The 13217-nt window shown below is 57.4% G+C and carries 11 protein-coding genes; 5 read left to right on the forward strand and 6 right to left on the reverse strand.

Going from position 1 to position 13217, the window contains the following annotated elements:
* Nucleotide 1: 1 nt before the first annotated feature.
* The 3 genes from AC0L8G_RS05635 to AC0L8G_RS05645 are packed head-to-tail and all read left to right on the forward strand — an operon-like array spanning nucleotide 2 to nucleotide 3497.
* On the forward strand, nucleotides 2-808 hold the full coding sequence (locus tag AC0L8G_RS05635) for a nuclear transport factor 2 family protein (protein ID WP_473387530.1): 807 nt from the start codon (nucleotides 2-4) through the stop codon (nucleotides 806-808).
* Nucleotides 809-811: 3 nt separating this feature from the next.
* Nucleotides 812-2929, forward strand: a complete 2118-nt coding sequence (locus tag AC0L8G_RS05640) for a PQQ-dependent dehydrogenase, methanol/ethanol family (RefSeq protein ID WP_473387532.1) — start codon at nucleotides 812-814, stop codon at nucleotides 2927-2929.
* 49 nt (nucleotides 2930-2978) lie between these two features.
* Complete coding sequence (locus AC0L8G_RS05645; protein WP_473387534.1) at nucleotides 2979-3497, forward strand: nuclear transport factor 2 family protein; 519 nt, start codon at nucleotides 2979-2981, stop codon at nucleotides 3495-3497.
* Nucleotides 3498-3539: 42 nt separating this feature from the next.
* On the opposite strand, the gene AC0L8G_RS05650 is transcribed toward AC0L8G_RS05645, so the two are convergent.
* From AC0L8G_RS05650 to AC0L8G_RS05675, 6 genes are all read right to left on the reverse strand, one after another.
* Complete coding sequence (locus AC0L8G_RS05650) at nucleotides 3540-5006, reverse strand: carotenoid oxygenase family protein (protein WP_473387536.1); 1467 nt, start codon at nucleotides 5004-5006, stop codon at nucleotides 3540-3542.
* A 502-nt stretch (nucleotides 5007-5508) separates the two neighbouring features.
* Nucleotides 5509-6384 (reverse strand): methylenetetrahydrofolate reductase, encoded by an 876-nt coding sequence (locus tag AC0L8G_RS05655; protein ID WP_473387538.1) that lies wholly within the window; start codon nucleotides 6382-6384, stop codon nucleotides 5509-5511.
* Between the two features lie 207 nt (nucleotides 6385-6591).
* Nucleotides 6592-7734 (reverse strand): cobalamin-independent methionine synthase II family protein, encoded by a 1143-nt coding sequence (locus AC0L8G_RS05660; protein ID WP_473387540.1) that lies wholly within the window; start codon nucleotides 7732-7734, stop codon nucleotides 6592-6594.
* A 24-nt stretch (nucleotides 7735-7758) separates the two neighbouring features.
* On the reverse strand, nucleotides 7759-8931 hold the full coding sequence (locus AC0L8G_RS05665) for a hypothetical protein (RefSeq protein WP_473387542.1): 1173 nt from the start codon (nucleotides 8929-8931) through the stop codon (nucleotides 7759-7761).
* A gap of 2 nt (nucleotides 8932-8933) precedes the next feature.
* Complete coding sequence (locus tag AC0L8G_RS05670) at nucleotides 8934-9956, reverse strand: uroporphyrinogen decarboxylase family protein (protein ID WP_473387544.1); 1023 nt, start codon at nucleotides 9954-9956, stop codon at nucleotides 8934-8936.
* Between the two features lie 20 nt (nucleotides 9957-9976).
* Nucleotides 9977-10756, reverse strand: a complete 780-nt coding sequence (locus AC0L8G_RS05675) for a citryl-CoA lyase (protein ID WP_473387545.1) — start codon at nucleotides 10754-10756, stop codon at nucleotides 9977-9979.
* 252 nt (nucleotides 10757-11008) lie between these two features.
* On the opposite strand from AC0L8G_RS05675, the gene AC0L8G_RS05680 reads away from it, so the two are divergent.
* The gene (locus AC0L8G_RS05680; RefSeq protein WP_473387547.1) at nucleotides 11009-12157 is read left to right on the forward strand and encodes a CaiB/BaiF CoA transferase family protein; all 1149 of its coding nucleotides are present in this window, start codon (nucleotides 11009-11011) and stop codon (nucleotides 12155-12157) included.
* 80 nt (nucleotides 12158-12237) lie between these two features.
* Entirely contained in the window at nucleotides 12238-13050 is an 813-nt protein-coding gene (locus AC0L8G_RS05685) for an IclR family transcriptional regulator domain-containing protein (RefSeq protein ID WP_473387549.1), read from the forward strand.
* Nucleotides 13051-13217: the final 167 nt, after the last annotated feature.

Consider the following 13217-nt stretch of genomic DNA (forward strand, 5'->3'; position numbering starts at 1 on the left):
CATGAAGCATAAACTCAACATACGGATGATTTCCCTTGCGGCGCTTTCGGTCGCAATGCAGATGATCGCCGCGCCCGCATCGGCGCAGACAGCCGCGGAAAAGCTGGACGCGCTTGATGCGCGAATTACGCGGCTTGAAGATATGAACCAGATTGAGCGCGTGCAGCGCGCCTATGGTTTCTTTGTCGATAAGAGCCAGTGGACGCCGCTTTCAGAATTGTTCTCTGATGACGCGACACTTGAGATAGGCGGCAAGGGACTGTTTCTCGGCCGCGACCGGGTGCTTGAGTATATGCAGACCGCCTTCGGCCCGGACGGCACCAAGGTCGGCGTGCTCGCAAATCATATGCAGTTTCAGCCGATCGTCGATATCTCGCCGGACGGCAAGACAGGCTGGGCGCGCAGCCGCGCTTATGTGATGAGCAATGGCGGCTGGGGCCTGCCGCTTTATGAGAACGAATATAAAAAAGGCGAAGACGGAAAATGGCGGATCAGCCGCCTGACCGGCCCGTTCACCATGTATGCCGGCTGGGACGGCTGGGGGAAGGTCGCGCTGAACAACACCTGGCCGGACAAGTTCGATCCGCCGCCGGATTTGCCGCCTTCGGTGATCTATCTCACCTATCCGGCATATTATATTGTGCCTTTCCATTATCCGAACCCGGTGACCGGCAAACCGTTTGCCGTTCAGATGGATGAGGTCGGCGCCTATCATCGCCCGCCGGGCACGCCAGAGCAGGATGCCGCCATCGGCGTCGGCGCCATGGCGCATGGCACGCAGCCGATTGCAGAACCCCCGAAGGATTAAACGATGCGTAACGGGAAGAGATCAGCCGTGCTTACGCGCGCTGCTTTGGCGATTGCCGTTTCACTGGGGCTGATAGCGTGCGGCCGGGGAGATGTCGCAACATCGAATGCAGCCGGCGTTGATGCCGAGCGCCTGGTCAATTCAGCGGACGAGCCGGAAGTGTGGCTGAGCGACGGGCGGACCTATTCCGCTCAACGTTTCAGTCCGCTGACGCAGGTCGACGCCGGAAATGTCAGTCAGCTCGGCCTTGCCTGGTTCGATGACTACAACACTTTTCGCGGCATCGAGGCGACTCCGCTTTATGCTGACGGTGTTTTATACAACACGCTCGCATGGAACATCACCATCGCCTATGACGCGCGCACCGGGGAACGGCTTTGGACGTTCGATCCGGAAGTGCCGCGTGAAATGGGCCGCTATGCCTGTTGCGAACCGGTGTCGCGCGGTTTCGCATTATGGAAAGACAAGGTCATCATTGCGACCTTGGACGGGCGTCTGATCGGGCTCGACGCGAAGACCGGAGAACAGCTCTGGAGCACGCGGACCTTCGACAATAAATATCCATACACCATCACCGGCGCGCCACGCGTTTTTGATGGCAAGGTCGTTGTCGGTCAGTCGGGCGGCGATATGGGCGTGCGCGGCTTCGTCATCGCCGTGGACGCCGATACGGGCGAAAAATTGTGGAAATTCTTCCTCACGCCAGGCAATCCGGCGGACGGTCCCGACGGAGAAGCATCCGATCCAATCATGGAGATGATCCGCGAGACATGGAGCGGAGAATATTGGAAGCTTGGCGGCGGCGCCAATGCATGGGATTCGATCGCCTATGATGCGGAATTGGGTCTCGTTTATGTCGGGACCGGGAACGGCTCGCCTCTGTCCTGGCATTATCGCAGCGAGAGTGAGGGCGATAATCTGTTTGTCTGCTCGATCGTTGCGCTCAACGCCAAGGACGGCAGCTACGCCTGGCACTATCAGATGGTTCCGGAAGAAGACTGGGACTACACCTGCACAAGCTCGATTATCAGCGCAGACCTGACGATAGGCGGCGAAGATCGCAAGGTGTTGATGCAGGCGCCGAAGAACGGTTTCTTTTATGTCATCGACCGGGCGACCGGCGAACTCATCTCGGCGGACACCTATGTGAAGGTGAACTGGGCGAGCGGAATCGATCCGGAAACAAGCCGTCCGATCATCAATGCCGAAAAGCATTACGGCATCGATCCGGTTCTGGTCTATCCCGGGCCCGGCGGCGCGCATAACTGGTTCCCGATGGCCTATAGTCCGCGTACGAAGCTGGCTTATTTCCCGGCTTATCAGTCCGGTCGGGTCTATGCGCTCAATCCGGAATTTGAGCCGAAGCCGTTTCGTTCAAACAGCGGCTGGGGCGGCTATAGCGGCGACGTGCTTCAGAAAAGAATTGAGCTGCAGGCGCTGGGCGACGCTGACGAAAAAGCGTGGCTCACGGCTTATGATCCGGTGAAGCAGGAGATCGCCTGGCAGGTTGCCTTGCCGCGTCATGGCAATGGCGGCGTCATGGTCACTGCGTCCGACCTCGTATTTGAAGGCACGACGCATCAGACGATCGCTGCTTTCGATGCGAACACAGGCGAAGAATATTGGTCTTTCCCGGTGCAGAGTTCGCCTGTGGCGGGGCCGATCAGCTACATGCTCGACGGCGAGCAATATGTTGCGATCAACGCAGGCTGGGGCGGCGGCGCGGCGCAGGTTGAGCGCGGCGCCGGCGTAGACCGCCCACGCGCGGGCGCCCGCCTGCTGGTGTTCAAGCTTGGCGGCGATGTGCAATTGCCGCCGCTGGCCGCAAAGGATCCGGTGCCGTCGCCGCCTCGGCTGACTGCATCTGAGGCTGAAGTGAAAAGCGGCGCGCAGCTATATGCGGAGACTTGCGCCGTGTGTCATGGCGAGCGGGCCATGGGCGGTATGGCGGATCTACGCCATATGACGCCGGAGACCCACGCAAAGTTCAAGGATATCGTGCTGGGCGGCGCTTATGTCGACAAAGGCATGGCGAGCTTTGCGGACATCCTTACGGAAGAACAGGTCGCTGATATTCACGCCTATCTGATCGCACGGGCGAATGAAGATTGGGGTCAATGAGGTCTGTCGCGCTAACCTGCGCGCCTGCGCTCGGAGAGGGATGCTTCGCATGAAAGTTCTGAAGGCCTTTTTCGCCGTATCTGCTTTCGCTGCGCTTGCTGCGGCGCCCGTTTGCGTGGCAGCCCAGGAGGCGCCCGATGCGGCGCAGGAACTGCGCGACCGAACGGCGATACATCAATTGCTCATGGACTATGGGCGTACGCTCGACGAGCGTGATTTCGAAGCCTTTGGCGCGCTATTCACCAGTGATGGCGAATATGGCGGCGCAGGCGCGATGACCCAGGGGCCGGAAGCGATTGCTGACGGGATGAGCGCAGTTTTCGCAGCCAACGCGCTGGGCTTCGGCGAGCCCAATTTTCACGTCTTCTTCAATGAAGTTATTCAGCTGAATGGCGACGCAGCAACTTCAACAAGCATGTCGTTCTACGTCGTTCCCGGTGAGAGTAATCTACCGAAAATTGCGATGATGGCGGAGTATGAAGACGAAATCGTCCGGATCGACGGCGAGTGGAAGTTTCGGCGCAGGCAAGTGCGCGGCTTGATGCCGGCGCCGCCGTCGCGAAAATAAGAGAAACGCTAACGCCGCGTATGCCGCTCTGCGCGGCATCGGTCAGGCTGTTTCAAGTTTCTTCATGTCGGTCCAGTTGCCGTGGAGCCCCTGACGCAGCCGGAATGGCAGCTTGGCGCGGGCGATCGGCCCTTCGTCCACATGCTGTGCATCGAAGATGCACAAGTCCGAATAATTCGTGACATGGTTATCGACAAGCGCAACGACATAGCCGTCGCCTTCAGGCGCGTCGGCGCTTTTCGGAATAAAGCAAGGCTCTTGAATGCCGCTTTGCGCTCCGGGCCACCAGGTCTTTTCCTTGCCGGTCGCCAGATCGATATGTGCGATGCTGTTAATCGTGCTGACAAATGGGCCGCCGGGTCCTTCATAGGGTTTCGAATTGTCGAAGATCAGCATCCAGCCATGGCGATGCGCCTGTGCGCTGTAGCGGTCGTCAATGCGCGGGAACTCGTCGGCGAGATCGGTAAGTTGCTCAATGCTTTCAAAACTGTCGGAGTTCGATTCCATGTCGACCGTCCAGCGCGTTAAATAGCTGAGACCGCCGATCGGATCAAAAGGTGCGCCGGTGACGTCGGGGAAGAACGGGAAGCTGTTCTTTTGCGCGATTGCAAGGTCGAAATGAATTTTTGAACCGTCATTGAAGGCGTTCATCGCATGACCGGTGAAGCAGTTCGCCGGCGCCTTGAACCAGCGCATATCCTGGGCGGTGGCGCCGCTATGGCGTGGCAGGACGCCAAGCCAGACGGGCATTGAGTGGTCGAAACCAAAATAGGGCATGCCTCTTTCGAGGCGCTCAATATTGGTGACGCAGGGCATGACATTGAAAATGGCGTAGTCTTCAGTGATGCCGAAATCATGCATCATGCAGACATATTTGTTCTCGAATGGAATCTCAAACAGCAGTTCGCCTTCCGGGCTGATCTCCATATAGGACATGTCGAGCGTCAAAGGGCCCTTCGACATGTATGAGAATGCACACATGTTTCCCGTTTTGGTGTCCATCTTGGGATGCGCGCAAAAAGTTTTGCTTTCCTGCCTGCCGTTGAAATCCGTATAGCCAAAGGTTTCCAACGTTAGCGGATCCATGATCAAGGCCGGGCTGTCTTCTTTCATCGCAAGAAGTTTTCCCGCATGCACCATGACGTTGGTGTTCGCCGTGCCCCGGATCTGGCCCTTCACCTCTTCATCATCAGTCAGGTGGTTGCGATAGGCGCCGAACAGGGATTTGCCTGCAGCGCGTTCTAACCGCCATTTATCGGTCTGGGCGTAACGTTGTTTGAAGTCGATCTTGCCGTCTTTGAAGCGAAAAAGGCTGACCATGCCGTCGCCATTGAAGAATTGATCGTCTTCGAATTTCGGCGGAAACTGCCCGTCGGGATGAACCCGATGAAACAGGCCGTCAATCGAAGCAGGCACCTCGCCCTCGATCTCCAGATCGCGAATGTCGCACTCAAGGCGACCCGGGCTCAGCGTGCCTGTAAAGCTGGGATTGTTGGGGAAATGAGCCATGGTCTCGCACCTTCAGTCTTTACGCCGGAAAGTATGTCCCGACCGCCTTTTTCGATGTTTGATCCTTGTCAAACCTTGGAGTCCGCATTCTGCTTTCCTGCCTAAAGTCGGCCTGTGTGTCGGTCCATGACTTATGTGGCCTGCCGTGTTGCCTTGGCTGGAAATCGCGAGAGGACGCGTGAATCGGGCCTGGATAGGTGGTTCCGCTCAGGCCCGTGAGGGGTGAGCCAGGCATGCAATCCGTTTGAGTATGAACGATGTTGGTTAACTGTGCCGCGCCGGTGCGGCGCCGCTATGCCGTATACACAATTTTGCGCGCGATAAGCGGCCTTCAGTACACGTTGCAATAGGCCTTATCATGATTGGTGATGCTGTTAAACAATGCTCGCCTGATCGAATGCGAGATGCATATTGGTTCTGCGGCAATTTGTGGAATTAAAAAGGCCGGACCTTGCAATGCAAAGTCTGGCCTTTAAAATTAATCGGCGCTATGCGGTACGGGCTATTTTTTCTTTTGCTCGTATTCGTTGATCCATTCCAGCGTTTTGGAGAGCCCTCCAAACGGATAGAAATGGAGCCGGACACGGCCATGCTTTTTGAAATCGAGGCCGTCATTTAAGGCGCCGACAAGTTTGTTGGGGCCAGCCGTGCCCATCAACTGGGTAAGTGAGACGCCGTATTTCGACATTACAGACGCTGAGGCGCCGACGCCGCAACGCGCTGCAAAGCTCAGAAGACGTTTGATGCCGGCAGGGCCCGGCACGCCAATACGAACCGGCGCATCGATGCCGCGCGCGCGCATTTCTTCAAGCCATTCCAGGAAAGGGTCGGCCGAAAAGCCGAATTGCGTCACAATAATCGGCAACATATCGCGTTCGCGAATATCGGCGATTTTCTTTTCCATCCACACCCACAGATCGTCTTTTGAGACATTCGGATGCCCCTCAGGGTGGCCGGCGATGCCGATGGCCTTGATGCCGTTCTTTTCGAGCACGCCGGTCTTGATGACCTGAAGCGGATCTTCGAACGGTCCTTCCGGCGTCGGCGGATCGCCGGCGATGACGAACAGGCGTTTAACATCGGATTCGCTCGTCACGCGCTTGATCATGTCTTCAAAAACGTCAACCGATGTCAGACGCCGGGCGGAGACATGGGGCATCGGCTCAAAGCCCAGTTCGCGCACTGCTTTCACCGCCTGAATGCGGGCTTCCATTTCTTCGCCGGGCAGGAAAGTCACCGCAATCGGTGTCTGCGGCGCGATCATGGGCGCTGCTTCGCGCAAGGCTGGGACATCCTTTGCGGTGATCTCCAGCGAGTAGCCGTCCAGCAAATCGTCGGACAGGGTTTCCCATTTGGGGTGAATTTCAGCGTAAGACATAGGCGGGCGATCCTTTAGAAGAGACGGCTTTCTGGTCACAATCTCTGACAGGAATAGCTCGCGAAATTTCCGTCGCCCGCTTGTCTGCGCAAGAAATCGGTTCCATCCCTCCACCGGACGTGACTGGCGCCAAGGCCTGCGACTGCATGGGCCGATATTGGCATGGGTATTAGTTAAAATACCCATAGGTAGGGTCAATCTCGCCGGTCAGGGCCAGAATTTTTTGGAGGCGATCGCGGCGCCTTCCGAAAGCGCCGCCAGCTTTGCGAAGACAACGCTCGGATCGACGCCGCCCGACCCCACATGAATGGAAAAGCCGCAATCGACGCCGGCCACGACATTGTCGCGCCCTACCAAATGGGCGTAGCGGCCAATACGTTGCGCCACGAGATCGGGATGCTCAATATAGTTCGACTGACACTCAATGACGCCGGGAATAAGCACCTTGCCTTCGGGCGGCTTGATGGTTTCGAACAGTTCATATTCATGCGCATGCCGCGGATTGGCCGCTTCAAAGAGGATGGCGTGAGGCTTGGCGCGCCAGACCAGGTCGATAATGTCTTTGAACGGCACGTCGCAGTGATGCGGGCCGGGATAATTCCCCCAGCACATATGCATGCGCAACTGTTCCGCTGGAATATTCACCACCGCGCGGTTGAGCGCTTCAATATGGAGCGCCATACGGTCGCGAAAACCGCTGAGGTCTAGATCTGCATACTGAGTATGCCGGCCCATGGCGAGGTCGGGGCAGTCGATCTGCAAGGTGATTCCGGCGGCGGCGATCGTTTCGTATTCGTGGCGCAATCCTTCGGCGACGGCGAATAGATAGTCTTCGTGGCTGTCATAATAGTCATTGCCGAAAAAAAGCGTGGTCACGCCCGGAGAGGCGGCGCTCATAAACGCACTGACCCCTGCATGCGCCGCGACCGCCGCATTCAGGCGAGATACATCCTTTGCCGGGGCTTCCATGTCCTTGACGCTAATCGGTCCATTGCAGGCCGGCGCCTTGCGGTGCTTGCGGCCCGGATCGTCAAATATCCGCGCCTTGATCGCGGGAAAGTCTTCAATGTCCTGAAACGCATATGAGTTGCCTGCGCCGCCGAAACCCGCGAGGCGATCCTTGATATAGGTCGCATAACTCGGCTTCGACATTTCTCCGTCATTGACAATGTCGATACCGGCGCGCGCCTGTTTCTCGACAATCCCGCGAACCGCCGCGTCGATTTCCGACTCGACCGCCTGCGTGTCAAGCGGCAGACCATCCTCGCGTGCAAACATGATTTCGATCAGCTTCTCCGGCCGCGGCAGGCTGCCTACATGTGTCGTCTGAAATCGTCCGGCTGAAGCCATGAAATATTCTCCTCTAAGGGGTTCTTATGCGTGCTTGGTTCTGGAAACGACATAGGATTCGTCATTGAACCAGAGGCCGCCATGCTTTCTCAAAACGTCCCGCGTCGCCTGCAAATAGGCCGCGCCCGCAGGGGCTTCTTCCAGGCGGTCATCTTCGATCTGAGCCACATAAACAGCATCATTCCATGCGGCGTAAAGCGTTGACGTGCCGATGCTTGAATCCACTTCGCTCGGCAAGGTGTGCATTTTATACCGGAAGATGGAGCGATCATCGGAAAAGGCGTTGAAGTCGAACTCTTCGGCTTCTTCGCCAAGTTCCGCCTTGAGCGCGCGTAAAATGTCATGCCGGTCAGTTTCGAACGGATTATCGTCCGGCCAAATCCGGTTGATGATTTCCATGCCGGGATCGCGCCCATAGGAGTGGATGCCGAGCAGCCGGCCGCTGGGGCGCAGGGCCCGCGCAAGCGGCGCGATAACGTTTCTGGCCTTCAGCGCCGCCGGAACGCGCAAGCGATAGGGCTGCGACGCCAGTACGAGATCGAAATCAGCTTTTGCTTCACCCTGTTTGGGAATGACATCATTGAGCAGGAACCGGTAATCATCACGATAAATGACGAGCACGGAAGGGTGCTCGTAAATAGGGTTTCCGGTCTTCGGGCTGTGGCGCGCCTGCCAGTTGTCGGTCAGGAAGTTTTCAAGGCCGGAAATCTGTCTGTCGAAATCATGCGCCGTGCTGCCTTCCAGCGCGAGTTCTTTCCAGACGAGCGACTTTTTCGCTGACTCGTTTTTTGGGGTCAGCCATGGCGCTTCCGCATAAAACATGTTGGTGAAAACCAGCACGGTAGCCGGATGTTCGAACAATCTGTCCGCCATTTTTCCTAGCGTCAGGCGAATGTCTTCGAGGCTGATTTCTTTGCCTGAAATGTAGAATGGCATGGTCGGGAAGCGCCCATGCATTTCGCGTAAAAGCTTCGCCAGCACTGTGCCGTCGCCAATGCCGCCGTCAAACAGCCGGATTGCAGGCGGCGCGGGCTGGAGGAAAGACAGCTCCATGCCGGCGCGCTCGGCGACAATGTCTTTTTCGCTGCATGTGTTCACAAACATCAGATATTTCTGACGATTGTCGAAGAAGCGGAAGTTCTTTTCAGACGAGTTGTCGGGTGCTGTCGGGGAGAGCGCCAAATCAGGATTGGTCACAGTTACAATTCCGCCCTGACCAGCGCCGCCCCTTCCGCCATCGCTTTCATTTTTCCGAATGCAATATCCCGCGGCAGATATTTCATGCCGCAATCGGGCGCGACGATGATCTTGTCAGCTTCCACATAAGGAAGGGCGCGGCGGATGCGGGCGGCGACAATCTCCGGCGTTTCGACATCCTGTGTGGAAAGGTCGATGACGCCGAGAATAACGGTCTTGCCGCGCAGCTCCTCCAGCACAGAAGTGTCGAGGTTGGACTGCGCTGTCTCAATCGAGACCTGCTGCACGCAACAATCCGAGAGTTCCGGCAAAAAGGAGTAACCGGATGGGCGCTCGTGAATGATCGCGGCATAGCCGAAACAGATATGCACAGCGGTTTTGCCGGTCACGCCGTCAAGCGCCGCATTAAGCGCATCGAGCCCATATTCACGGGCCTTTTCCGGCCGCGCCTGCATGTAGGGTTCGTCGACCTGAACATAATCGGCGCCGGCCTCAAAAAGGTCTTTGATCTCTTCATTGACCGCGGCGGCATAGTCGAGCGCCATTTGCGCTTCGCTGTCATAGAAATCGTTTTGCGCCTGTTGCGACATGGTGAACGGGCCTGGCACCGTAATTTTGATTTTGCGGTCGGTATTGGCGGCGAGGAATTTGACATCGCGCACTTGCACTGCGTGGCGGCGCTTAATCTTGCCGATGACGCGCGGCACCGGGTTGGGATGGCCGCTGCGATCCAGCGCTTCGCCATGATTATCGAGGTCGACGCCATCGAGCGCCGTGGCGAAACGATTGGAATAACTCTCCCGGCGCATCTCGCCGTCGGTTACAATATCAAGACCTGCGCGTTCCTGATCGCGCAATGCGATGATGGTCGCATCGTCCTGCGCCTGTTCCAGCCATTGCGGAGAAACGCGCCATAGCTCATTGACGCGCACCCGCGGCGGAAAACGCCCTGCAAGTTTCTCCCGGTCAATCAACCAGTCCGGTTGGGGATATGAGCCGACAAGTGATGTTGGCAGCAGAGTCATTGGACGCCTCCTCGATTTTTTTATTTCATGTCCGGTCCGTCATAATCGATTGCTTCAGCGGCTTTTCCAGAAAGGATAAAGCCGATGGGCCGTTCTGTTTCTTCTTGCAAATGCCCGATCAGGCTTGCTGTGCGCGCAAGCAGGGAAATGCCTTTGAGCGCCCCGAGCGGAAAGTCCACATCCAGCATGACGGCTGGAATTGCCCCATTCACATTGATGGGCAGCGGACGTCCGATCACTTCAGGGATCGCGGCCTTGACCGCTTCGAGCGCGCGAATATGCGGTCCGACTGTGTTTTCTTCATGCGCCATGGCGAGAAGCTTGCGCGCGCGCGGATCGCCATCAGCATGCAGCGGGTGACCAAAGCCAGGCACTGGCGTTTTTGTTTCGCGCAGGCGTTTTACTGCGCGCAACGCCGCAGCGTCGATATCGTCACCGTCGGCAACTACTTCGGCGAGTAAACGTCCTGCGATTTCCGCGCTGCCCAATACGACAGATCCGCAGCCAAGCAGGCCCGCCGCAACAGCGCCCTGAAAGGCTTCCGGCGCTGCGGCGTAGGTCATGCGCGCGGCGACAACGCTTGGGACCAGTCCGTGTTCGGCGATAGCGGCTAGAACAGAGTCGGCGAATTTCTTTTGCGTGGCGCTCGGTTCCTGTCCGGTGACCAGCAGCCAGAAATAGCTGGTGAAATCGACTTTGCCGATAATATCGTCACAAAGATCGCGCCCCCGGACGACAATCCGTTCTGAGTCTGAGGTGGAAATCGCGCTGTAGGGATTATCTTGTTTTCCGATGCGCATAATGTTGGTCCTTTCATCTGAGCCGGGCAATCGCCCCTCAGGTGAAATCGCATATTTGCGCCGCGCCGCCATGCGGCGTCGGCAATCAATAGAAATTTCGCATTCCGAACTTGTCTTCGTTATTCGAATTTTCTATAGGAATGTCAAGAAAAATGCCGTATTTTACGAGGCCGCCCCTGATAAAGCGCGCAGATTTTGGCTGCGAACGCTGAGAAACGGAGAGGCGTCCTTCAATGCTTGAGGAACCGCTTTATGGCTAAAGTGCTCAGCGACATTACCGTGCTTGAGATGGGCACGTTCATTACCGGACCGGCCGCCGGCATGCTGCTCGCGGATTTGGGCGCCAATGTCATCAAGATCGAACAACCTGGAACCGGTGATCCGTTCAGGGCGTTCAAGGGCGAACTCTACAGTCCGCATTTTCAGACCTACAACCGCAACAAACGCAGCATCACGCTAAACACCAAAGACGCGGATGACCTCGCTGCGCTTGATCGTCTTGTCGCCGATGCGGATGTGTTCATTCAGAATTTTCGTCCCGGCGTTGCCGGGCGGTTGCATGTCGATCATGAGCGTCTTCGCAAGATCAATGACAAGCTCGTCTATTGTTCGATTTCCGGTTTTGGTCCGGACGGCCCGGATAAGGAGCGGCCAGCCTTCGACAGCGTGGCGCAGGCCGCCAGCGGCTTTTTGAGATTGCTCGTCAACCCGGAACATCCGCGTGTCGTCGGTCCTGCGATCGCCGACGCGGTGACCGGGTTTTACGCTGCATTGGGCGTGCTCGCCGCGCTTACCGAGCGCGCCAGCACCGGCAAGGGGCGTCTGGTCGAGACCTCTATGTTCGAAGCGATGTGCCACTTCAATCTAGATGACTTCACCCACTATCTTTCGGCGGGCGAAACCATGGGCCCGTATAGTCGGCCGCATGTCTCGCAATCCTATGTGTTTGAGTGCGGCGATGGTCGGTGGCTCGCGCTGCATATGTCGTCTCCGCCGAAATTCTGGGAAAACCTCGCGAATGCGGTGGGCAAGCCGGACATGCTCAAGCAGCCGGAATTCGCCGATCGTCTGGCGCGGATCGAAAACTATGAAACCGTAGCGGCGTTTCTTGCGCCGATTTTCAAGACCCGCGCGCTGGATGAATGGTGCGCACGGCTCTCAGAATTGGAAGTTCCGCACTCTCCCCTGCGCCAGCCGCAGGATGTGCTGGATAGCGAGCAGGCCAAACATCTGCAGCTTGAGGTCAAGGCGGCGCATGAGACTATGGGCGAATTCCGCACGATCCGGTCGCCGCTTTCATTCGACGGCGAACATTCGCTTGATCTGCGCGCGCCGCCTACATTGGGCGAACACAATGGCGAGATTCTTGGCCGCAAGACCGCGCGCGACGCAGCGGAGTAGCCAGCGGCGGGCGGGCAATGCTAGTTTGCGGTCCCGCCGATGCAGACCAGGCTACGGCGCAGACTGTTGAGGCGCCGAGAATGGCCAGGGCTAAAAACGCCGACAAAGAACCGGAATATCTTTCCACGCTAGAACGCGGCTTGTCCGTGCTGCGTGCCTTCGATCAAAACCGGCCTGAGATGCAGCTTAGCGAAGTCGCAGCGGTGACGGAGCTTAGTCCGGCAGTGGCCAGGCGATGCCTGAACACGTTGGTCAAGCTGGGCTATGTGGCGAAGCATGGCCGCAAGTTTTTGCTGCGGCCAGAGGTGCTGGCCTTTGGCTGGTCTTACATGTCTTCGATGAATCTCGAAACGGTCGCGCTGCCGTCCTTGCAAAAGGTTCGCGACGAAACCGGCGACAGTTCGTCTATGGCGGTGCTTTCGGGCCATGACATTCTCTATGTGGCGCATGTGTCGACCTTGCGGCCGATCCGGTTGAGCGCAAATGTCGGAACACGCTTTCCGGCGCATGCAACCTCGCTTGGCAAAGTGTTGCTGGCTTTTCAGGGCGAGGAGGCGATAGACACCTATTTCAACACGGCGACGCTTACACGTTTTACAGAGAGGACCATCACGGAGCCTTCTGCGTTGCGCGAGATGTTTGCGGAGGTGCGCGCAAACGGTTTCGCTTCGGCGCTGGATGAGCTCGACTATGGCATTGTTTCCGTTTCAACGCCGGTATTTGATCGCGACCGACGGATCGTCGCGGCGATCAACTGCTCCACATCAACGACGCGCATTTCCGTAGATGAACTGATCAGCGCCCATGTGCCGGCGCTGCAACGCGCCGCCGCGGAAATTCAGATCGCGTTGTCGCGGCACCCCTATATTTCTCACTCGCTCGGCGGCGTCTAAGTCCGCGTGCATCCATCCTTTTTGCCGTCAAATGGCGAATTTTCGCCGGGGCGCGCTTGTGCAAACTTCGTATATCGAACTTGACTTCGATTTACGAAGTTTTACCATGCGGCCCATGAATCGATGGCTTGAAGAGGCGGAAAACCGTCCGGCGGACCACGAGACGT

The organism is Hyphococcus sp. D3-15, from assembly GCF_055809375.1.